At 52.4% G+C, this 22,864-nt stretch carries 13 protein-coding genes; all 13 read right to left on the bottom strand.

The genetic code is table 11. The features are described from left to right. Positions 1–16 precede the first annotated feature (16 nt). The 13 genes from ESZ91_RS09850 to ESZ91_RS09910 all read right to left on the bottom strand — a co-directional run bounded on the left by ESZ91_RS09850 (position 17) and on the right by ESZ91_RS09910 (position 22,533). Positions 17–2,383, bottom strand: a complete 2,367-nt coding sequence (locus ESZ91_RS09850; RefSeq protein ID WP_129226771.1) for a hypothetical protein — start codon at positions 2,381–2,383, stop codon at positions 17–19. Between the two features lie 435 nt (positions 2,384–2,818). Beyond that, positions 2,819–3,886, bottom strand: coding sequence for a LacI family DNA-binding transcriptional regulator (locus ESZ91_RS09855; RefSeq protein WP_129226773.1), 1,068 nt, complete (start codon positions 3,884–3,886; stop codon positions 2,819–2,821). Positions 3,887–3,928: 42 nt separating this feature from the next. After that, on the bottom strand, positions 3,929–5,059 hold the full coding sequence (locus ESZ91_RS09860) for a GDSL-type esterase/lipase family protein (RefSeq protein ID WP_129226775.1): 1,131 nt from the start codon (positions 5,057–5,059) through the stop codon (positions 3,929–3,931). Positions 5,060–5,065: 6 nt separating this feature from the next. Next, positions 5,066–6,244, bottom strand: coding sequence for a GDSL-type esterase/lipase family protein (locus ESZ91_RS09865; protein ID WP_161971137.1), 1,179 nt, complete (start codon positions 6,242–6,244; stop codon positions 5,066–5,068). Next, on the bottom strand, positions 6,241–9,330 hold the full coding sequence (locus ESZ91_RS09870; protein WP_129226779.1) for a glycosyl hydrolase family 28 protein: 3,090 nt from the start codon (positions 9,328–9,330) through the stop codon (positions 6,241–6,243). The genes ESZ91_RS09865 and ESZ91_RS09870 overlap by 4 nt, the downstream gene beginning before the upstream one ends. Before the next feature lie 83 nt (positions 9,331–9,413). After that, a complete protein-coding gene (locus ESZ91_RS09875) occupies positions 9,414–11,210 on the bottom strand; it encodes a hypothetical protein (RefSeq protein WP_129226781.1) in 1,797 nt (598 codons plus the stop codon). Between the two features lie 63 nt (positions 11,211–11,273). Further along, positions 11,274–13,574, bottom strand: coding sequence for a glucosidase family protein (locus ESZ91_RS09880; protein WP_129226783.1), 2,301 nt, complete (start codon positions 13,572–13,574; stop codon positions 11,274–11,276). 11 nt (positions 13,575–13,585) lie between these two features. After that, positions 13,586–14,494, bottom strand: coding sequence for a carbohydrate ABC transporter permease (locus ESZ91_RS09885; protein ID WP_129226785.1), 909 nt, complete (start codon positions 14,492–14,494; stop codon positions 13,586–13,588). A 4-nt stretch (positions 14,495–14,498) separates the two neighbouring features. After that, positions 14,499–15,422, bottom strand: coding sequence for a carbohydrate ABC transporter permease (locus ESZ91_RS09890; RefSeq protein ID WP_129226787.1), 924 nt, complete (start codon positions 15,420–15,422; stop codon positions 14,499–14,501). Between the two features lie 9 nt (positions 15,423–15,431). Continuing rightward, positions 15,432–16,787, bottom strand: a complete 1,356-nt coding sequence (locus tag ESZ91_RS09895) for an ABC transporter substrate-binding protein (protein ID WP_161971138.1) — start codon at positions 16,785–16,787, stop codon at positions 15,432–15,434. Between the two features lie 49 nt (positions 16,788–16,836). After that, positions 16,837–19,401, bottom strand: a complete 2,565-nt coding sequence (locus tag ESZ91_RS09900) for a hypothetical protein (protein ID WP_129226791.1) — start codon at positions 19,399–19,401, stop codon at positions 16,837–16,839. Between the two features lie 14 nt (positions 19,402–19,415). Continuing rightward, positions 19,416–20,831, bottom strand: coding sequence for a hypothetical protein (locus ESZ91_RS09905; protein WP_129226793.1), 1,416 nt, complete (start codon positions 20,829–20,831; stop codon positions 19,416–19,418). Positions 20,832–20,934: 103 nt separating this feature from the next. Further along, positions 20,935–22,533 (bottom strand): alpha-L-rhamnosidase-related protein, encoded by a 1,599-nt coding sequence (locus tag ESZ91_RS09910; RefSeq protein ID WP_129226795.1) that lies wholly within the window; start codon positions 22,531–22,533, stop codon positions 20,935–20,937. Positions 22,534–22,864 lie beyond the last annotated feature (331 nt).

Raw genomic sequence — 22,864 nt, forward strand, 5'->3', positions numbered from 1 at the left:
CTATTACAAAAGATTCTTAATGATTTTCTCTTTTCTTGCGGATCATCGCCACAACAGCCGTAACGAGCGCCGCTGCGCCGAAAACAGCCATGCCCGCAAAAGCAACGTTTCCGCCGCAACCCGGAGTCGTAGGATCGGGGTTGGGGGTAGGAGTAGGCTCGGGGTCGTTTTTATCGGGCAGAGCCGTCACTTTCGCGATGTCCGCAGACGCCGCGTCGTGACCGTTGATCTTATTCAGCGTCACTTCATAGCAGTTATTGCTCTGATCGCCGCCCATCTGGCAGATATTGAGATATCCCTCATAATCTTTGCCGAACACCGAGGCGATCGCCGCATTATCGATACGTTTTTTGGGGAAATCCTGCCCGCCGATGCTGATCTCGAGATAACTGTCCTTATCTTTATCGGGCGCCTTCACGCTGATTTCGATAGGCTTTCCGATCTCGTAATCGAAAGTAAGTTCGTTGAGCAAAGCCGCATAAAAATCGGTCGTAGTCAATTTAATAAAGAACAGTTCCACTTTTGCCGATCCGTTCGCATACGGCGAAATCAAAAACATCAGGCCGGGATTGTTCTGCACTTTAGGAACTCCGTCCACGGGATCGTTGTCCTGCGAAGTGGAAAAACTGTTGGGTTTCGCCATCAGGCCGATGGAGATCCATCCCGTAGAAGCAGCCAGTTTGTCGATGGAAAAGGACATCGTGAAATTGTTGACCGCCATTTTGCTCTCGGTAAAGGAGAGGGTTGAGGCGTCGCGGGTATGAACGTCGCTGCTCATGCCGCCGCCCGCCAAAGCGCCGTACGAAATGGTTTTGCCGTCCGAACTGATCGCAAGGCTTTTTAAACTGCCTTCCCAGCCCGCTACGGAATTCTTTTCGGAGTATACCTTATCGGTATCCTCTAACTTTTTGTACAATTCGGTCTTATCCGTATCGGTCAATTTATCGAGGTAAGCGACGGCATCCGCGCGTTTTACGCTGCTTGTCTGCAAATCGGCAAGATTTTTGATCGAATTTACGGCGTTTTCATAAGCATTCATGTACGAAGTGACGATCGTTTTCGCTTTTTCGTAAATGTCCGCGTTCACCTCGTCCACTTTCGTCTGAAGAGCCGCGCCGCGGTCTGCGTCTAATTCCTTGGCCATGGAAGCGAAAGTCGCCGCGTCCGCAGCAAGCGAATAAATTTCGGCAAGCGCCGCGTTGTCGGCTGCGTTCGACAATTTTGCTTGTAAATTGGTCAGGGTATCTTCGACGATATCTTCCAGACTATCGATATCCAGATATTGCGAGAATAACTCGTTAGCCGCATCCACTTTCGGCTGGAAGTAAGCGCGGTCGTAATTGCGGAATCCATCAAGGCTGACCTGCTTGCGCAGCGCGTTCGCCGCCGCGATTTTAGAACTGTCGCTAAGATCCTGTACGGCGGTGCAATAATCGTTGATCGTGGCGACTTTGGAAGCGATGGAAGCCTCGTATGCTTTCGTATCGTCGCAGGTCAGTTTATTGAAACGCACTACCCCCGTACCTGCGTTGAGGCCGCCGTAAGCCATATAAACTTTTTCTTCGATCCCCTTAGCCAAGGTTGCCTTCGGCATGGTGATCACCAATTTGCTTTCGGCATCGGCGGCTTCCGAGATCGTCAAAAGATAATTGTCGCCCTCGGAAGAAATCTTGAAGGATAATACGTCGGTCGCAAAACTCATCAGCCAACCCGAATATCCGCTCGCAAAGTCGGGATCGTTCGTGTTCGCATAATCCGGTGCTTTGCCGTTGCCCTTAAAGGTTACGTCGCTGGTTCCGTTTCCCCCGCTGGTCACGGTAAAGAAATAGTTTCTGGACTCGTCTTCGGGTGTGGCGGCCTGATCTCTCTGGCGCTGCACCGTGATCATACAACCGTCATTTCCAAAATACAACCCCGCCGTTACGGAAGAAAGCATCAAATTCAACTGTTCCCCTTTCACGTTTTCTTCCCCCCAGGTATCTTTGGGAGCATCCGGAGTTTTATTCAGATAGGTAAAGTCGATTTCCGTTTCGAAAGAATCGAAATCGAACTGCGTTTCGTAGCCGACGCGCCCGCCCCAGGTTTTGATCGGATACGTTTCAACGGGACCGCGGTTATCGCTGCCGTCGTCGATACGAACAGTATACTGTACCTGCCCGTTCACCTGCCCTACGATATCTATAAAACCGCTCGTAGAATCGAAAGGCCCGCGTACCGTCGAATCGGGATTTGCTTTCAGCAACGTAGTGTCGGGCGTCCACTGCGCCGCCCCTTCCGCGCGCGCCGTTTTCACGCCGAAAACCGCGGTTAGCCAGGTGCAGCATGTCAGCAACATGCTTAGCGCTATGATAAGCGCCGTCGTTTTTGTGCCAGCTCGTTTCATTTTGACCTCCTAAAATTATAATATTAATATATTATTATATAATATTATTATATCAACTTAAATGAAATTAAGGGATTTATAAAACGTTTGCCAGTCTTTTCCCGTAAAATCCGCTATACAGGTAATAAGATTTTTGTTTGGGCTGTACAGCCCAAACAAAAAGGGGCCCCTTTTTGTTTGGGCTGTACAGCCCAAACAAAAAGGGGCCCCTTTTTGTAATTTGTTGTAATTGATATAGATATTGGGCGAATTGATATATAAATCAATATATCAATTTCATCTTTATTATATCATAGAATTTCGGATTGTCAATACCTTTTTGTAAAATTTTTTATAATTTGCCAAAATTTTCCTTTTTTATATTTTACGTACAGAAGCGACTTGAAAAAAAAGCACCCTGTTTCGGGTGCTTTTCGGCGTATCGGTCCCGCCGTATCATTCTTGCAACAGTATCCTGTTTTCGACGTTTTGCGGAGCCGTGCCCGTGGATTCGCGCTTGATCAGCCGCATGGGAACGATGTACTTTCCCGACGTGCCCGCCACGATATCGTTATGCAAAATTTCGAAAATTTTTGCACCGTAACGATTTCCGCTTTGGTCGAGCGTGGTCAGCGAAGGCTTGCTGACCGCACTCGAATCAATGTTGTCTATACCGATCACGGAGATATCTTCGGGAACACGCCGCCCGCAAGCGATCGCGGCCTTGATCGCGCCGAGCGCCATCAGATCGTTGGTAGCGACGATCGCCGTCACTTCGGGATGTTCCGAAAGCATTTTTGTCATCAGCCGTATTCCCAAAGTTTCGGACGTGGAGTAAGGCCAGCCGCCGAATTCAATGGGCGGCACGCCCGCGCCGAACAATTTACGCATCGCGATCTTAAAGGCAGGCAGACGCAGATCGTAATAGCACGATTCGTCGAATGCGCTGAGATAACCGATTTCGGTATGACCCAACTCCTTTAAAAATCCAACCGCCTGCATAAAACCGTCGTACATATCGGACATGATATACGAAACGTCCGGCAAAAAGGTACTGCGCGAAAAGTCTGCGAGCACCTTGATATTCGCATCGCGAAGTTCGCATAACAGTTCATCCGACAGAAAATCGGGCGCGGCGGATACGAAAATTCCGTCAACGCGACGGGTAATCAAGTGGCTGACGTATTTTTTCACGTCCCCCGCCGCGTCGAAAATGTAGACGATATAATCGTTCTTCAACGCCTCCGTCTGCATCCCCTTGATGACCTCCAACTGATACGTGTTCGCTATATCCGCCGTCATATAGGCGAGCGTATGCGTTCGGCTGCCCGCAAGAGATTGCGCGATGCGGTCGGGTCGGTAATTGAGCAGCCGCGCCGCATCCAAAACGCGCTGTTCCACCTCGGGCGACAGCCGCTTCGTTTTATTGAGCACGTACGATACCGCCGCCGAAGATACGCCCGCAACACTCGCCACGTCCTCCCTTCTCGCTCTTTGCGACGTCGTTTTTAACTTTTGCGACATAATAACCTCCCCGACGAACTTTTTTTGCCCGCCGTGCCTGCCTTACAACTCGCCCGTCCAGCCCATCGACTGCAAAATAAACGCGCCCAACTGATAACCGTTGCTTAAATGCTGTTCTTCCCGCGGATGCCCGCCCGAAGCGATCACGGGCAACGCGTAATACCATACGTTTTTATCGCCTGCGGCGTTTCGTTGCTCGACAGCCGCAGAAACCGTGCGATTGACGGCGGTGACCATTGCGCCCGCACAGCAAAAGATCGCGCTGTCGGGATTTTTTCGGCGCACGTACGCCAAAAACTCCGCATATTTTTCCGAGATTAGATCAGTCGGCGCGCCGACGAGAAAATCGTTGGTGCCCAGATCGAGAATGATGACGTCGGGCTGAGAAAGCGAAAAATCCCACAAGGCGTCGCAGTCCGCACTGTACAGATCGTAAAAATCCTGTATCGACGCATAGCCGCGATATCCGCTAACCAGCGCGCCCGAACGCGTCACGGCGCTGACCTCCGCATCCAAAAGATCGGCGGCGAACGCGCCGTATGAGGCGAGCGAGTTTTCGCTTTCGGTCAATTTACTGTCCGTCGTGGTGCTCTCGCGCATACTTTCGCTTCCGCTTAAAATGGAATCCCCGATCAATTCGACGCGCCGTTCCGCCCGCGGCGGCGGCGCGAGAAATTCCCCGTCGGAACGCAGCGAATACAGCCAGGCGCTGCCGTATTTGACTTCGGTGCATTTGAGTACGCGCACGGAGTGTTCGCCCTGCGGCAAATTCTGCGCCAAAACGTATTCGACGGGCTCGCCCGAACCGTCCAGCGCCATGCGCCGCGCCTTTTTGTAATCTTTTGTCCCGTCGATAAAAACATATAAATATGCCGTCCCCGCCGCTTCCTGCGGGTATTTTGATTCGGTAGCGGCGATTATCGCTGTCAGCGAAGTGCCGACAAAGCGCACCTCGAATCCCGCGGAGGAATTCGAAAAGCATACGTTCCGCGTTTCCCCGTCCCAGAAACAGCGCCCGAACCAATTTATTTTATCTTCCCGCCGACCTTCCGCAAAGGCGAGAGTCTGCGGCGTCGGCTCGGTTTCGGGAGGATCTTCCGACGGCTTTCCCCGACAGCCGCACAGCGCGGCTGAAAGCACCAGGCATAAACAAAGCGCGATGATTTTTTTCATCTTTGTCTACTCCCAGCCGGTCACGGAACGGATAAATTCTGTCAGGGCGGCGCCGTAATTTTTGTTTTCCGATGCGGTCGGATGCGCGTTATTGCTCTTTTCCAGCGCCAAATGACAGACGCGCTCCTCTTGTTCGAAACTCTTTGCGATCTCTTCGAACAGCGCGTCATACGCCTGAATATCGATGCGCGAATAATGAAACGTTCCGCTGCAAAGCACGATTGCCGCATCGGGATATTTTGTCTTTAAATCTTGTACGAACGCCGTGTATTCGCTTTTCAACTTTTCCGCAAAACCTTCTTGCTTATCGGAATTTCCGATGATATCGTTGGTGCCCAGATCTATGATTACAACGTCGGGCACGTAGGCTGCAAAATCCCATTTATTGCGGGCGTTTGCGGTGGGTGCGTATTTCGTGTATAACCTGGGGATAATGTTCGCCCCCGCGTTGGTTGTATAACTGCCTACGCACGAACCGCTCACGGCAAAAATATTGTACTGCGCGTTCAGACTGCGGGCGGCTACCGCACCGTAGGTCATAAGCGCGTTTTCCTGGTTGCTGTTGTCGTTTTCCTTTTCCCCGACCGCGCGCATATTGCCGCGCCCCGCGCTGATGGAATCTCCGTAAATTTCGATCTTGCGCACAGGTTTCTCGGAAGGTGCAAGGAAAAAGCCGTCAGTTTTCAGGGAATATATCTCCCACGACGCGCACATATCTTCGGTCGCGCGGCGCACCTCGATCGTATGTTTTCCCTCGGCAAGCCCCGACACGAGCGTGATCTCTTTTTGGTTCGAGGCGAAAGGCAATTCGGTAAAGCCCGCCTCGTAATCCTCGGAACCGTCGATCTGCACGCAGAGATAGCAACTGCCATCGAGAAAGTTTTTTACGTTGATTTCGCTGATATACGACATCGTAAGTTGGGTGCCCCAAAAGGTAACTTCGAAACCCGCCGCCGAGTTGTAGCAGATCATCGCGCGAAAGGTAGCGTTGCGCTCGTTGCGCCCGTACCAGTTGATATAATCGGAACACTCGTTTTCCGCAAATGTCAACGTTGAAACGCCCGTCGGCTGCGGCTTATCCTCGGGAGGGGGCAAAGGCTCCGCGGACGTGCCGCCGCACGCCGTCCCCAGCGCGAGAAACAGAACGCAGATCAAAAGCATAGAAATACTTTTCCAGCGCTTCATCCCCTGCGCCCTCCGCGTTTTTTTTGCAACGTACAGACGAGCGCCGCCGCAAGCACAGACACCGAAAGTACGAGCGCACCGCCAGACAGAGTGCCGCCGCATCCCGACTTTTTCGGCTCTTCGGGCGGATCGACGGGCGGATCGACGGGCTTTTCTGTCCAATGCTCGGAACGCGCGAAAGTGAGCGTGCCCGCTTCTCCCAGCGTTACGTTATCGAGCGCGGGCGTAAAATAGGTAAAGCCCACGGTTATTTTGCTTCGTCCCAATCCGTCGGGAAGGGGCTGCGCATCCCAAAGGGCCTTGCCGTCCGCATAGACCGTCACGCCCGCATCGCCGACCGATAAACCGAATTGTACCCATACGCCGTCCTCCATCCTGTATTCCGCGCTCGCCGCGATTTCAAACACGCCGCCATGCCAACTTTCCAGTTGAATTCGTGACGCTTTGTGGCAATAGCGCAGAATATAATACGCGTCGTCGCGCTCGCCGAAACGCACGAACACGTTGCCGTCTGTTGCGCGGGCCGTATCGTTTTTCAGAACTTTGAAATCGAATTTCAAATCGAACTGCTTGTAGTCGCCCGTTACGTGCAGGGACGCCGCGGCGGTATCTTCGGCAAAAGTGAGATAAGAATTGCCGCCTTCCTCCCCATTCTGCCACCCGAATGTATCGAAGTACGCGGCGCCGTCTTCAAAATCCTGTTCGAACCAAGCGGGTCTGTCCGTCCCCTCCGATACAATGGCAAAGGAAGAAACATCCGCCTTGCCGGACGCGGATCGTCCGCCGTCTGCGCCGAGCAGATAGACGCCCTCGCGCGGCACTTCAAATTCGACGGCGGCGTTCCCCGACGAGGAAACCTCCTTTACGGCGACAATTTCTCCCGTCAGCGCTTCTTTCACGAAAAGGCGCGCGGACGCGTCATGCAAAGTTATATCTGCCGAAAAGGTGTGCGTGCCCGCCTTGAGATACAATCCCTGATACAGGCTCGCCGCGCCGTATTGTTCCATTAACGCCTTGTCGAAATCGAGCGTAGCGGTATTGCCGCCGACGGTCACGTTCTGCTGATATTCTCCGCCGTATTCCCAATATCCGAGTTTGTAAGAAAACGACGTGTCCACGAAGTCGGTGGCGACCTCTACATCGTCGCAGTCCACGACCCAGTTTGTTTTTACCATCGCGTTGAGATTGGAAATCGGCCCGCGGTAGGAATTGTTCATGACTACGAAATTATTTACGGGCACGGATTTGCCGCCGTCGCCGTAGGGATAACCTTGACCGGGACAAAGATTCATACAGGTGGAACTCTCGCCCCAGTTGCCGAGTATGTTGTCATAAACGTAAAACCCGTTCATCGCCTGCCACGTATAATCGGAAGCGTCCACGCCCCATGTGATCAGCACGATGATGTTGCCGGGCGTGATCGCGCTATGGCGCAGCGTGACGTTGCGGATCCGATTGTCGCCGCCGTCGGGTTTGGCGTGCCACCAGGTGACGCCGCGGGGATCGTTGATGCTCTGCGCGAGCAAAACGACGGCGTCGTCGTCCGTATACAGAAAACAGCGGTCCATCACCACGTTTTTCGATCCGACGCCGATGCTGATCCCGTCGCCGCTGAGACAGTTGTCCTCGGTCAGCGTCAGATTTCCGAGATATACGTTGGTACAGCCGTATACTACGACGTGATAACAGTTGGTACGCAGAATTTTTATATCGCTCACCTCTACGTTCGTGCTGTTGTATAGCCCCAGCGGGACAAGGTGAATGAGCGATTTGCAATATTCCGAATAAGCGGGCTTATAGCCGTTCAGACGGGATTGATTGCCCCAGTCTAAAAGCCGCAGCGTTCCGCCGCCCGTGATCTTGATATTGTTTGCCTGATTGCTGTACACGAGCGGATAATTCATCGCCAGACCGTTATGCCCCCAAACGATGCCCTCCATATCGTGTCCCTTATAGGTTTTGTACGTATAATCTTCTTCGCGCCAGGACTGCCACAAAACCGCGCCCTCTTCGATGCGCAACTCCACGTTATCCTTCATCCATATGCTCGTCACGACGTAGCGCGTACCGTACTCGCTGTCGGGATCGCCCTCGAGAACGACCGTTCCGCCGCCTTGTCCGCTCACGGCGTCTATGGCGCTCTGTATAGCCGCGGTATCGTCGGTATAGGCGTCTCCCTTCGCGCCATATTCGCTCGCCTTGACCGTGCGTTCGGGCAGTTCGAACGCATACGGATTCTCGGTCATATCCCGCCAATTTTCGATAGAAAACATTCTATCTACTTTTACGGAATCCACCGCGGCGATAAAATGCGAACTGAGCATCGTGACTTCTCCGTCGTGATACGGGAACGAAAAAGTAAAGCGGTTGCCGGACGCGACTGCCGTGCCCAGTTTTTCCGCATTTTCGATTTCCTCATCCATGTTGTCGATCAAAGTGCGATAAAGAGTCACGGTCTTTCCGCTGTATTCGTCGTTCAGGCGCCCTTCGACGGTGACTTGATAACCGTCGGTCGTGCACGAAAGCACCTCGCCCGCATAGGGATAACTCGTATCCTCGCGCTCGAAAGAGATATGGTTGACGAAAATCGTGCCCTTGGCGGCCTGCGGCGCAAAGCGAAGCCCGCGCAGTTCGCCGCCCGCATTCTGATTTTTCGTCAGTTCGATAAAATAGGTATGGTATTCGCCGTCCGTATACAGCGGGACGGAAAGAGAGTTTTCCTCCGACCAGTCTTTGGTTTTGGTCTTAAAGTAAACTTTCATGCTTTCGGCGGGCGAATCGTTTTTCAGGTGCACCATCACGACGTTGCGCGTGGTGAGATATTTTACATACCATTGCGATCCGAGAGAATAACCGTCCGTCAAGACCTCCGCGTACGACCGTTCGCCCCCGATCGAATAGCGGAGTTCTCCTTCGCGCACTTCTTTCGTACCCTTGCTGACGGTAAACGTAGAAATGAAATCGGAAACCGATACGTCGGCGCGCGCCGCGTAAGGCGCGTGAGATACCAGCAAAAACACGGCGCAAAACGCCAGAACCACGCTGAAACCGATCAAAACGAGTTTCCTTTTTGCAATCGCCTTCATATTCCTCCTTAATTGAACAAAAGCGCGCTGAGCAATTTCTTGTGCAACGCGCTTTGCCTCTACGATCTTAATTTACAAGCAGATTATTCAGCCGCCACGAACGCGCCCGCATAGTCCGTAACGACCCAAGCGCCGATCACGTTGCCTTCCGCATCCGTTACGATCAGATCGCCGTCCGCATTGCGCGCGCCGCTGATGTAGCGGACTTCCGAGCCCTCGGTGTCCAACCCCGTCAGCGTACAGCCGCCTACGATATAGATGACCTGTTCATCGTTGCCCGACCAATCGGGATAGCCCATGCTGTCGGGATCGAATTCCATGTCGGAAGCCACGAAAATATCCTTTACGACCGGATTGCCTTCGTCGTCGACCGCTTCGAGCGTCGTCTTCATCATGGCGGTGTTGGTGTTCACGGGAGCATACTGCAATACGCCGCTTTCCGCCTTGCCCGTACCGACGTGCAGATCGATAAAGTTGACGGAGGGATCGCCGTGTTCGAAATCCACGGGATGCTGCACAAACGACGCGCCGACGCCCATACCGCCGGTCCACGTGAGTTGATCCCACGTGCCGAGCGTACCGAACTTATAGGATTCGTTGGAATCGCTGCCGTTCAGAGAAGAAATGACCGTAATATTGTTCAACGTGTTGTCGTAGACGTCGAGCACGTGCAGATCGCGGTCCATGATATCCGCATCGCTCGAATAGATATGCCCGATCATGCCGCCGAGGATGCTGCTTGCGACCAAAAGATTATCGGAAATCGTGCAGTTTTTGATGGTCACGTGCTGCTTGTTGTCGTAATTCAACGTTTCCGTCGCACAGCCGACACGCCCGAGCAAAAATCCCGCTTTCTTGCAGTCACCGGAACCGATAATTTTGCTGTTGATGATATTTACGTTATCAAACACGGTTTCCTGCGCGTTTTTAAAATACTGATAATGGTTGTTGTTGACCGTATATCCGAGTACGATCGCCAGATTCTGGCGGCCTGCATCCATTCCCTGCACTTCCGCAACGGCGGAATCGAAGGTGATATTTTTAAACGTTATATCCGAACCCGCCACGTGCCCGTAAAAACCGCTGGCTTTCATGGAAATATTCACGAATTCGCCGCTGTTGTAAGCGGGAGCATACAAATTTTTGATGACGTGGTTATTGCCGTCGAACGTAAGTTGATGCTGCGCATAACTGAAATCAAAGATCGGCGTCCATTCAAATCCTGCCAGATCGATATTGCAATCGAGTGAAACCGTCCATTTGTTATCGGGTTTGCGCGCCGCTTTTACGGCCGCTTCCACATCGCCGCCGTTACTATTGAATTCGCGGGTGTAGACGCCCCAATCGAACGTCGAATACTTGTACTGCGTTTTGTCCGTTCCGTCCTGTTGGTTGGTGATCATATCCGCCCAATATGCGAGAGCCTCGGCGGAACCGATATGTACGACCCGCGCGTCTTCGTCCTCGGTATACGTTTCAGGCGCGTCTTCGGGATATTCTCCGTCCCATACGCTGAAATTGGTACCGTATACGGCTGTCACGGTCACGTTCGCGGTGACGTCGAACGTATATTCTTCGTTCGTCCCCACGCTTTCGCCGCCGATTTCCCAATGGGTGAATTCCTCGTTTCCGACGGGTTCGCCCGCCACGACCGTAACGGACGCGTCCTTTTCCACTTTGTCGTGATTATAGGTCGTGTCCTTGATGGTACCGTTGACGACGGTAACGTCGTAATACGTTTTGTCCACTTCCACGACCGTGGGAGGTTTTTCATCGCCGCCGTCGGGCGGAGGCGTCGTCGTTTCCCCGCAGGCGACCATGGCGAACGAGAGACACAGCGCCAGCATAAGGCTGGCCAACAGTTTAAAGTGCTTTTTCATTTTCCTTGCTCCTTTTTTTATTTATCCTCTCCTCATAATGCTTCCGCGAAAATTACCCCGGTTTCAGATCTTTTTGATTTCGGCTTTTACGTTGCCGAATTTCGTTTCGATCACGATCTGATCGTCTTCCAAACGGTAATTTGCCGTTTCCGCGTTATTGAGATAGACTTTGAATTGAAATGCGGGCTTGGGCATACGGATCTCCAGTTTGGCGTTTCGGCTGCCCTGTCCTTTCCGATACTCGTTCACCCCGCTGATCTGAACGAAAAACTGTCCGACGGACACGTCGTAATAGTAACCGCTGAACGTAAGGTTTTCCATTTTCCAGAAATCCATCGCATCGGGCAGCGAAGGCTGAAACACGAGCGTATCGTCGTACGAAGTATCCATGCCGAAGTACGCGTCGGGTACGGCCGCGAACAAAAGCGCCGCCTCTAAAAATTCGTAATCCACGCCGATCGTCCCGCCAGAAGGGCCGCCCTGAATACCGATATCGGTATAGTTATCGTAATATTTGTGATAGAAATCCCAGCCCGTGCCGCCCGCCGCTTTCACCTTTTCATACCACGCCTGTATCGTTTTGAGCCGTGCAAACGAAACGTTTTTATCGCCCGCAGCCTGCGCGACCAGATCGTAGTACGCCAGATGCAGCGCAGTGCCGCCGTTCTGCACGTTCCCGTCGAAGGTAGCGCTGTACAGCCAATAAAAATCCGCTCCGATCTCCGCGGTATTGAACCGCGGCGCGAACTCGTAATAATAGATATCCTCGCCCGTGCTCGCATCGCCCGCCACCTTGCGTTCGCCGTTGATCCAGGAAAGGATCGAATCCGTCTGTTCCTTCGTCGCAATGCCGGAGGCGATGACCTGCTCGTTGAACATCAGATATCCGTGGTCCTGCACGGTATCGTAGAAGTCGCGTTTGCCGGCGTGGTAGCGCCCCGTTTTTTCGTTCCAGAAAACTTTCTGCATCTTTTCGCGGCAATTCTGCGCAAGTTCGTTCAGACTGCTACCCGTTTCCGCATAGGTCACAACGCTCTTCATATCCGCGCCAAGCGTCGTTACGGGATCGCTTTCGATTTCGTAATACTGCGCCATGTTTTCCAGATACGACATGGCGTTGAGCGCGTTGTAAAAAGAAATATTGCAGTAAAGATTCACCTGCGGGAAAGCAAGAACGTCCCAGTAGCCGTTGCCCAATCCCGTGCCTATGCCCTTCAATCCGTCGTTGCCGTGCCCCACGAAATATTCGGTATCGATGAGTCCGCCCGCACCCTTCAACTGGGACAGAAGAAAATTCATCGCGCGCCGCGCATTTGGCAGAAGCCGCGCCAACAGGTCATCGTCCTGCGCGAATTCGCATACGTTTTTTGCCGCTATGATATAGTTGCATAGATTGAGCGGCTGCCTGTCGTCGAAATCCGTGCAGATATAATCAAAATTCAGTCGTCCCTCGAAAGAAGTCCCCTCTTCCGCCGCAAGCACGATCTTGAGTTGCGTAACGCGCGTCCGCGACTCGGCGCCCCATTGCTCTTGCAGATACATGGGGAAAAAGAAACCCTGCTGCGACACGTTTCCCGCGCCGATCTCGAAGCCGGTCGTGCACAGTTCGGAAAAAGAAACTTTTTTATCTTCCGACCACTGCGCGCTCTTATCCGTCGTATAATACACGAACAGATCGTCTATATCGTAACTGCCCGTGCCCGTAAAACCGAAATTCATGCGCAGAAAGGGCGCCACGAGCGTACTGCGTTCAAACAGCGGCGAATAGAGTTCGATTTGTTCCGTCGCGCCCGCGGTATCGACGATCAGATTTGAATTTTCCACCGTCAGGGACGCGTTCGACGCATTGCCGAGGTACCATCCCTCGCTCTCGTCGTCCGTATCGAACAGCCAGCCGATGCCGCCGTTCTGATAATCGGGAAACGCCCAGCCCATGCCCCAGGAAGATATATCGTTGCCCTCGTCCGCCCATATATAGCCCTGCCGATCCTGGCGCGGAGACAAGAGCCAATCTGTCACCCACTCTTTGGTGGCGTAAAAACTGCTCATCGTGCCGTTGGCGGAGGAGGCATCCCACCAACTGCCGATCATCGATTCCCACTCCTTCCAGGCGGTGCTCCCTGCGCCGACGGGGTGCGTGTGGATACGGTCTTCCGTGTCGCGCATATGGCGCTCGCGGTAATCGTTCAAAAAAGCGTCCAGTCCCGCGTCCGAACTGTAAAACCGAAGCATTTTGTCCGAGGACTGATGCTGCGCGTCGTATTCGTAATAGGTATAATTATCCTTGGGCTGACACCCCGCCATCGCTGCGACGGCGAGCGTACAGCAGAGAAACGCGCTCAGAACTTTGTTCCATTTTTTCATACTATCCCTCCTCAGTCTTTCATGCCCGTTACGGCGACGCCGTCAATGAGATAGCGCTGGAAACAGAAGAACAGCACCGCGCAGGGCAGCGTCATGATCACACCCGACGCCATCGCCACGTTCGCAAGTTCGGTGCTCGCAGGCCCGTAATCGTAGTAGACGCCGAGGGCGAGCGTAACGCTTTTTGAGCCGTGGTCGAGATAGGTGAACGGCGTCATGAAATCGTTCCATGCATTCATAAAGGACATGACGGCCACGTACAGCAGGATCGGAAGACATAACGGCAGCATGAGCCGCACGTAGATCACAAAAGAATTCGCGCCGTCCAACTGCGCGGCTTTCATCATGTCGTTGGGGATCCCGCGCATAAACTGCCGCATCAAAAAGATATTGGTGGCGCCGCCGCCGAACAGCGAAGGCACCCACATGGGATACAGCGTGTTGATCCACCCCAGTTTGGCATAGATGGTATAAAGGGGCACGATACTGATGACCGCGGGGATCATCATCGTGGAAAGCACGATGCCGAACATCGCGTTTTTACCCTTGAAGTCCAACTTTGCAAACCCGTAAGCGCATAACGACGAAACGAGCGGTATGCCGACCGTCGTGATGAGGGCGACTTGCAGCGTATTCATCAGATAGCGCATATAGTCGGAGCCGGGCGTCAGGATACGGATATACGTGCCCAGATTCAGCGTTCCCGACGGGGATATGAGCACCTGCAGATTGATCTCGCTGTCGGGAAGTACGCTCAGGCATACCATCACGATAAAGGGAAAAAGGAAAAACAGCGAAAGTATCGCGAGAACGAGATAGGAAATTGTTATGAAAATTTTCTTTTTCATTTTGCTTCGCCGACTCGTTTCGCGCGCCTCCCCTTCCGCAGCGGGGAAAGCGTTTTCGGAAATCGATCGCATTCGCTCAGCCCTCCTCCGTGTAGTAGACCCATTTGCTCGTTTTCATGACGACGGCGGTCAATCCGCCGATGAGAGCAAACAAGATAAAACTCAATGCGCACGCATAGCCGAAGTTCTGCACGCGATTGTCGTAAATATTCATCACGTAGAAAAACAAACTCTTTCCCGCGCCCGATGAACCTGTAAGCGTGATCACCTGCGCATACGTCTGCATGACGCCGATAATGCTCATGATAACGTTGTACAGGATCATCGGCGAACAAATGGGAATCGTGATGGAAACCAACCGGCGCAGTTTTCCCGCGCCGTCGAGCCTTGCGCTTTCGTAGAGGGAAACGGGCACGTTTTTGAGTTGCGCGAGCCACAGGATCATACTTCCGCCCAGCGTGAACAGGTTGATGAAGATAAAGGACGCCATGCTCGTTTCTTTTGCTTCGAACCACTGCCAGCCTCCCAATCCCACATTTTGCAGCATGGAGTTGATGATGCCCCAATCGGGATCGGTGATGCGGTTCCACAACATACCGCTGCACACCGCGGGAATGAGTACGGGCAGATAATACAGCACCCGAAAAAAACGCATGCCCGACAGTTTTTGGTTTAAAAGGAGCGCTAAAAGAAAGGACAGGATCAGCGACAGCGGTATGTACGTGACCGCATAGAGAAAAGTAACGCCGAGCGAGGTGAAAAACTGTGAGCGGTAATAATAGTTGGTAAAATTCTGATAGTAGTTTTTAAAGCCAACGAACGTGCCCCAGTCGGTAAGCGAAAAGGGCTTTAACTCCGTTTCAAAAAAACTGGTGATAAACGCATAAAATACGGGCGTGAATGTAAAGAACAGAATGCCCAGCAGAACGGGGGCGATATAAAGATAACCGACCACGTTCTGCACGATCTTGCGTTTGTCGCGCTCCGTCAATGATTTCATAGCGTCTCCCTACTGATTCATGTACGATTCGAATTGCTTTTTAAATTCGGAAACTGCCGTTGCAAAGGAATTGACGCCTACCTTGTTCCAGAAGTCGTCCGTCATGCGGACAAAGGTATCGTGCTTGGAATTGGGCAGCGCATTGTAATAGTTGAGAAAGATATCTTCGGTATTATCCGCGATGAATGCCTCATAATCCACGGTAATGCCGCCGTAGGTGTATTCCGTCCAGGCGCCGCTCTCGCGCATCGTGGTGATGGCTGGAACGATATTTCCCAGATATGCCACCGTATCGTAGCCCTCTTCGGACATACACCATTTCAGGAACTTCCACGCCCATTCCCTCTTTGTTTCGTCCGTGCACGCCTTAGTGATGCCGTAGCCGCTGCAACCCGTACCGACCTTGCCCGCGGAACCGTCTTTCTGTACGAAGTTGGGGAAGGCGCGCGCCGTCAACGACCATTGGCGGCTGTAAGCCGTCTGCACATAGTCGGGAAGTTGCGGGCGGACGTCCACGATCATGGGCACAGCGCTGGAAAGTTCGCCGCTGTACGCCTTGAAAGACGCGCCCTCTCCCGATATGGCATAGCCCGTGCGCGTATCGTAAAATTCCTCGTAAAATTCGTAGCAAGCCTTCGCCTCGTCGCTGTCGAGCGCAAAATTGCCCTCCTCGTCGAGGTATTCGCCGCCGTAATTTGCCAGCATGGTCGCATAGACAGGCCGCCATTTTTTCCATTCGATCGCTTTTTTCACGCCTGCTTTCATCAGATCGTCGCAGGTTTTGAGAAAGGTTTCCCAAGTCCAGTCGTTGGAGGGCACCGCTACGCCTGCCTGCTCGAACGCCGTTTCGTTGATGTATATTACGAGTCGGTTATAGTCGCGCGGAACGAACCAGATCCCCTCGTCGGACGAGGAATAATGCGTGGAATCGATCAAAGCGTCGTAAAAATCGGAGAAAAATTCTTCGTTTCCCGGAAACTTGCTCTCATCCGACAGATCCTGAAAATATCCCGTTCCCGAATAGGGAGAATGCTGGTCGCCCGCCGTCCATACGATATCGGGCAACTCGCCTGCGGAAGTCCAGTTGATGATCTCAGCCATTCCGCTCATGTTTTTGGTGATTTTAATGGAAACTTCGGGATTCTTTTTCTGGAAAGCGTTGATCCACTCCTGCATAACGCTCTGCTCGGCGGATTTACCCAGCGTGCCTACGGTCAGATGGACTTCCGCGTCGGGATTTTCCTCGGGTTTTACGTCGGGTTTATCGGGACCGCCTGTTCCCGTATCGATACTGCACGCGGCGGCTGAAAAGACGAATGTGACCGCCAGAAGCATAATCATGACGAGCGTGACAATTTTTTTCATAAACATATCTCCTTATCCGCGCGCCGTCCGAAGGAGGCGCGCGCGGAATTTATTTATTTACGATCTGGATCCTGCCGTTACGGAAAGGCGCCACGATCACGACCTTGCCGTTTTCTACCGTATAATCGGTGCCGGCGGTCAGAATTTTGTTGTGCTGACGCACTTCGAACGCGCCGGACGGCGCATCGAGGGTCACGCGGACGGTCTTGCCCTCGGTATCGCCCTGTATACTGTTGATCTGCACCCAATTTTTTCCGATAGACAAATCGTAATACATATCGGCATAACTCAGATTTTCCATCTTCCAATAATCGAGCGAGGAAGGAAGATCGGGCGTAATGTTCAGACAGTTGTAATCCGAGGAGGAAAGCCCGAAGAACGCGGCGGGAACCGTTGTATACAGGAGCGTTGCCTCTATAAATTCATAGTCGAGCCCCAAGACGCCCGAACTTTCGCCGCCCTGCAAAATGATCCCGTTTTTCAGATAATACGAACGGTAGAAATTTTTGCCCGTGCCGCCCGCCTCTTTGACCGTTTCGTACCAGCCCTGCACGTTTTTCAACTTCGCAAAAGCCGCATCTCCGCCGTTGACGATCTGTTCCGCAACCATGTCGTAATACGCGCAATGCGCCGCGGTACCGCCGTTCTGCACCTGTTTGTTCCAGCCGTAAGAACCGCTCCTCTTTCCGTCGAAACGGAACCAATACTGATATACGTTTTCTTTTGTCGTCCAGCGGGGCGCAAACGTAAAGTAATAGATCTGCTTGGTGCGGGAGGAATTATCTGCCGTATCCCCTTCCACGATGCGATCGCCGTTGATCCACGAAAGTATGGACGCAGCCTGTTCCTCGGTGGCAAGCCCCAATTCGATCGCCTCCTGATTGTACGTGGTAAAGCCGTAATCGACGACGGTATCCAGAACGCCCGCCTGCACGCCCTTATCCGTTTCGGGAAGGTAACCGAGATGGAAGCGCCCCGTTTCCTCGTTCCAGAAGTATTCCTGAAACTCGGGAATAAACGCTTGGATCTTTTGTCCGAGCGTTACCGCTGTTTCCGTGTATTTTACGGTCTTTTTCATGTCCGCACTCTTTACTTCGACGGCGTTTCCGCTCTCTTCAATGCCGCTCGCCGCAACCATTTTTTCCAGATATTCCATGCCTTTGAGGGCCTTGAAATAATACAGGTTGCAGTAAAGACTCACGACGGGGTAACTCGGGCAATCCCAATATCCGTCGCCGATGCCGTGCCCCACGCCCGTATTGGTTGCGGAGCCGACCTTTCCGTCTTCATCTTTCCACGCGAAATAATCATAGTTGGAAGAGCCGTCGTGCCCGACGAATTCCTCCACTGTGATCAACTCCTGCTCCGCCCCCTTGCAATAGGTCAGAAGGAACTGCATCGCCTTACGGATCTTATCGATATTCTTTTCCAGCCATTCGTCGTCCTGCGTGTACTGATAATAGTACGCCGCGGCGGCAATAAATACGCTGTTGTTGTTGACCTGCCTGCCGTCGAACGAAAGCGTGACCTCTTCCAGCCGCACTTCGGCGTTGATCCCGTCCTTGAATACGATCTCGATCTTCATATCGGTGATCGCGTCGTCGAGCGATTCGGATTTGCCCCAATTTTCGTGCGCGTACATGGGGAACACGATGTGCGTCGCCGCGGAGAACGTTTCCTTATAGTTGGTCGAAAATTCGCTGTAACGGACGCAGTGGTCGTCGTCCCATTCGCTGTTTTTCGTACCGCTGCCGCCCTTCCACGAAACGATGACGTCCTCGACCTGCTGCGTGGAACCGAGCGAATCGTAATCGGTAATGCTGAAATCCAATTCGAGGAAGGGAGAACAGAAAGGCGTGCCCATATACGGCTTGATATTCAGTTCTGCGCCGTCCCACATGATTTTGCCGTCCTGCGGCGCGTCGTAAGTGAACGTGATGGATTTCATATCTTTGCCCGAAACGGTCATATAATCGGAGTAGCCTGTCGCCGCCGCCACCGTCGAGCCGTTCACGCCCGTATTCGATCTGCCTTTCCAGATCGAAGTAAGTTCGCTGCTGCCGTTATATCCCTTGAAATCGTTCAGGCCGTTGAAATAAGAAGTATTGTAATATTCGCCGGAAACGGAGTTGCCCGAATGCCCCATATTGGGGAACTGCCAACTCTGCCCCCAATCGGTGGTCGTGGTGCCCGCGTCTACCCAGATATAGCCGAAACTGTCCTGATAGATATTGGAAAACCAGTTACCGATGCTGGTCTTGGGGCTGTACCCGATGCCCGCCGTGTTCATCCACATGACAGACATGGCCTCCCACTCTTTCCATACCGTATTGCCCTCTCCCAGTTTCAGATCGCCGATCGCATCGTCGTCATAGCGGAGATGTCTTCTCATATACTCGTTCAGAAAAGAGTCGAGCGATTCGTCCGAACTGTAAAACTGCATCAGTCCGTCGTCATTCTGCTTTGTATAGGTGTAACCGTTGTTCAGATCGATGCCCGGGTCGGGCGGATTGACGTTGCCCCCCGTCGTATCGGGAGAGCAACCGTACGCCACGCCGCAAACGAGGCAAACCGACAGCGCCACGCAGGCAAACTTGCACAACAATTTTTTCATCTTTACGCCCTCCTTTACCGATTTTTGGCGTTTCTGCGCCCGAACAGCGCAATTGCAGCAGCAGCAAAAAGCGTAACGGACGTTGCCGCAGCAGCGGGATTTCCGACGTTCACAATGGATTTGCAGCCCCCGCTTTCGTCCGTGCCCCCGTTGCCGTTGTTTTTGGCAGCCAGTTCTTCGTCTGTATAGCCTTCCTGGTTGGAGAGCGTTTCGTCAACGACCGTTTCGCCCGCGTCCGTACCCGTTGCGCGCCATTGCTTGCCGACGGGATCGTAATAAAAGGAAAAATCTTCCTTTAAAATTTTTCCGTTGGGAAACAAAAGCCCGCTTTTCAAACAGAGCGCCATATTCTCGCGCCTGTTCGGCGCAATATTTTCGTTAAAAGAGGTCATGCCCGTATCCTGTCCCGCGGCGTCGACGATCTTCGTTGCAAGGTCGTCGCGCAGGGAATCGCCTTTCAGAACGACCTGTATACGGTTATTATCCATATGGATCTGTATCGCGAGGGGCTGTAACGATCCGCCGTTGCTCTGTTCCTGACCGTTCTTATCGAGATAAACGAGAGAAGTATCTGCGACTTGTTCCTGAATCTGATACACGTTGTAGAGATCCGTTCCGTTGATTTTCTCCTGCGGCGTCATATCGTACGGATAGCCGCCGTTGTTGCCGGGAAACGCCTGCAATCCGTTATACGAATCGCAGCCGAAATGGAATTTATAACTGATGCTGTCCGCCCAGTCGCGCGAAAATATCTGATAATCGTAGAGGAGCGTCAATTCCGAATCCGAATACTGTTTATCTCCCTTTTCACCGTGATAGACGAGCATTTCTCGCAAAGAACGCACCTGCAGATCGATGTATTTGCGGGGCGTGATCACTTCGGAAAGGTAGATATAAAAAACAAAGTTCGAGCCCTGTACCTCGGGCACGGACACCGACGTAACCGAAACCTCGGCGTAATCATCGATATTGTCGCTGCGATAAATGCGCTCTCCCTCGCCCGTTTTTGCAAACTGATAAATATACCGGACGGTCGTGCGGTACCCCGTATCGCACTCAAAGCCCGCAAGCACGTTGACGCGGTCGGTGCCGTCCTCTTTCACGCATCCCGACGCAGCGGGCACTCTCGCCTGCACGACGTATACGCCCTCCTGTTCGGCGTAAGCAACTTTCGCCCCTTCGACCTCGTTCAGTCCCTTCTGATTTACCGTAAATTTCGATGCGGAAGTCAAAGTGATATCCTTTTCCTCCGAGGCGACGGACTTGTCAAACCGATAGGTAAAGACATAGCCGTCCTCCTCCTTATCCATGCGCACCGATTCGAGAAACAGCGCCGTACTGCTTGTTTCCGCTGCCGAAACAAAGGTTGCGCCCATCAAAGACACAAAGCACAACAGAGCGGCGAAAACGACAAACAGTTTTTTTCGCATACAGATGATCTCCTCCTTAATTTGATTTATCGGATAATAGATTTGATTTTTTCATTAGAAAAAATCAAAAAAACAGCCGCGGCTGTTTTGCCCCCGTCAAGGGTCAATCGGTCAGTTCGATCCCGTCGGGAACACGAATATTCTTTGTTCCGTTCTTCCAATTGATTTCCAAATTCCCGAACGGCGTCGGATAAGAAATCTCATACCAATCCAAACCGCCCGATTGCGGATGCAGGCGGATCTTGCGGCAGCCCGCCTCCGATATTTCCAGTCCGGAAAGCGACTTCATCAAAAAAGCGATCGGGCCGCACGACCAGCCGTGGCACAAACTATGCCGAAACCCGACGTAGCAATGTTTTCCGAAATCCCCGTGAATATCCCTCTCGCCCTCGCGGGGTAGACGATCGACGGGACAACTGTTTTCCATCCAATCGAGGTCGAAATCCTCCCAAAAGGAAGTGGCCCCCATATCGAGCATTCCGCCGTAGTACTGTTTCATCAATTCCACCGCCGTATCGGCGCGCCCCGCCGCGGCGATCGAATGCAATATGTAATAACTCATAAAGGTGCTGAATCCTTTCGCTCCGCCGCGAGTCAAAAAGGAACAGGCATTCTCGGCGCCCTTGACGCCCGCATAAACGAGAAACGCCTCGCATTGTTTCATTATCCGCACCGACAGCCCTCGATATCGGGAAAGTTTTCCGAGCATATCATCGCACACGCGAACGTCCAGCCCCAGCGTTTTAAAAAGACTTCGGCTCTTTTTCGCCGCCAAAACCCAGAGCGCGTAGATGCCCGCCGTTTCGTCATCCGAACCGTGGCTGGGCCAGTCGAACAAATAACTTCCGTCGCGGGCGATCGTGCCGTCTTCGCGCACGACGCCGTTCAACTGACGTAAAGCACCGTCTACGTACGCTCTCTGCTCCCTTAAAAAGGAAAGACGTCCGTTTTGCATATAATAATCGTGCAAAATGATCAGCCACCATGCCGTATAGGTCGGCGTGCGATTCATCCAGTTGGGCAAAGGCGTATGCTCGCGGCTATACGTCAGCGAACGCCCGATGGAAGGATCGTCGCCGAACAGACAGGCGATCGCAGTCGTTTCGGGATGCATATCGCCTACCCAGACCAAACGGTCGCGCTTGATGCCGTCCCAGAGATAATCGTGCATATTCAGCATGAGCGTACGCGACGCCACGCGGAATATTTCGTTGACACGCTCGTCGCTGCATCGAAAACTGCCTTTCGGCTGCAATTTACGGCTGAAACTTGTCGCCATCACCGATTTGATATAAACTGTTTTCTCTTCCAGAAAATCAATGCGGACAAAGCGGAAACCCGTTTCGAAAAACCGCATATCCGAATACATGACGAGAAGAACCTCGGCGTCGCGCAGGGTATGATAGTTTCCCGCCATACGATCGCCCTCTTCCGCACAGCACTCGGAAACTGATTCGCCTGTCCTGATACGGACGCGGCAGCCTCCGCCGTCGGCAACTTGGGTGAGAATGCGCACCGAGCCGTTCAATTCCTCTTTAAAATCGAGAATGATATACCCGCGCCCGTTCACACACATGAGATGCGTTTCGTCCAGCCCGATCTGAGGCTCTGCGGGCGTCAATAATATTCCTGCGTTTTCAATCGAGCCTTCCGCCCGCAGAATTTTTATGGGCAGTCTTTCTTCCTGCATTCGCTCGTCCATATTTTTCTCCCCGCGACTGGTTACATTTATGTAACTTATTGAGTAACTGAAAATTAGTTACCCGCATAACTAATTAAAGTATAACACGGAATTTCTCCCGTGTCAAGACTCTTTTTAAATTTTTTTTGAAAATATATTGTTGCTTTTATCACTTTTATGCGGGATATATATTTTTTTATTTCCACAAAAAAACAGCCTGCCGCAATTTTGCGACGGACTGTTTTTGTGCCTGTATTCTGAAATAATGGAATTGATTGAACACGATGATTATTTTAAACAGTTCGCAAACCTTTATAAATTGATGACCGAGGTGCAGAAAGGTATTTTCCTT

The organism is Candidatus Borkfalkia ceftriaxoniphila (genome assembly GCF_004134775.1).
In the GTDB taxonomy this organism is placed as follows: domain Bacteria; phylum Bacillota; class Clostridia; order Christensenellales; family Borkfalkiaceae; genus Borkfalkia; species Borkfalkia ceftriaxoniphila.

What these genes read in the sequence shown, in the direction of transcription:
- ESZ91_RS09905 (WP_129226793.1), bottom strand. Translation starts at nt 20,831, where the DNA reads ATGCGAAAAAAACTGTTTGTCGTTTTCGCCGCTCTGTTGTGCTTTGTG.
- ESZ91_RS09900 (WP_129226791.1), bottom strand. Translation starts at nt 19,401, where the DNA reads ATGAAAAAATTGTTGTGCAAGTTTGCCTGCGTGGCGCTGTCGGTTTGC.
- ESZ91_RS09875 (WP_129226781.1), bottom strand. Translation starts at nt 11,210, where the DNA reads ATGAAAAAGCACTTTAAACTGTTGGCCAGCCTTATGCTGGCGCTGTGT.
- ESZ91_RS09895 (WP_161971138.1), bottom strand. Translation starts at nt 16,787, where the DNA reads ATGAAAAAAATTGTCACGCTCGTCATGATTATGCTTCTGGCGGTCACA.
- ESZ91_RS09870 (WP_129226779.1), bottom strand. Translation starts at nt 9,330, where the DNA reads ATGAAGGCGATTGCAAAAAGGAAACTCGTTTTGATCGGTTTCAGCGTG.
- ESZ91_RS09860 (WP_129226775.1), bottom strand. Translation starts at nt 5,059, where the DNA reads ATGAAAAAAATCATCGCGCTTTGTTTATGCCTGGTGCTTTCAGCCGCG.
- ESZ91_RS09890 (WP_129226787.1), bottom strand. Translation starts at nt 15,422, where the DNA reads ATGAAATCATTGACGGAGCGCGACAAACGCAAGATCGTGCAGAACGTG.
- ESZ91_RS09910 (WP_129226795.1), bottom strand. Translation starts at nt 22,533, where the DNA reads ATGGACGAGCGAATGCAGGAAGAAAGACTGCCCATAAAAATTCTGCGG.
- ESZ91_RS09880 (WP_129226783.1), bottom strand. Translation starts at nt 13,574, where the DNA reads ATGAAAAAATGGAACAAAGTTCTGAGCGCGTTTCTCTGCTGTACGCTC.
- ESZ91_RS09850 (WP_129226771.1), bottom strand. Translation starts at nt 2,383, where the DNA reads ATGAAACGAGCTGGCACAAAAACGACGGCGCTTATCATAGCGCTAAGC.
- ESZ91_RS09855 (WP_129226773.1), bottom strand. Translation starts at nt 3,886, where the DNA reads ATGTCGCAAAAGTTAAAAACGACGTCGCAAAGAGCGAGAAGGGAGGAC.
- ESZ91_RS09885 (WP_129226785.1), bottom strand. Translation starts at nt 14,494, where the DNA reads ATGCGATCGATTTCCGAAAACGCTTTCCCCGCTGCGGAAGGGGAGGCG.
- ESZ91_RS09865 (WP_161971137.1), bottom strand. Translation starts at nt 6,244, where the DNA reads ATGAAGCGCTGGAAAAGTATTTCTATGCTTTTGATCTGCGTTCTGTTT.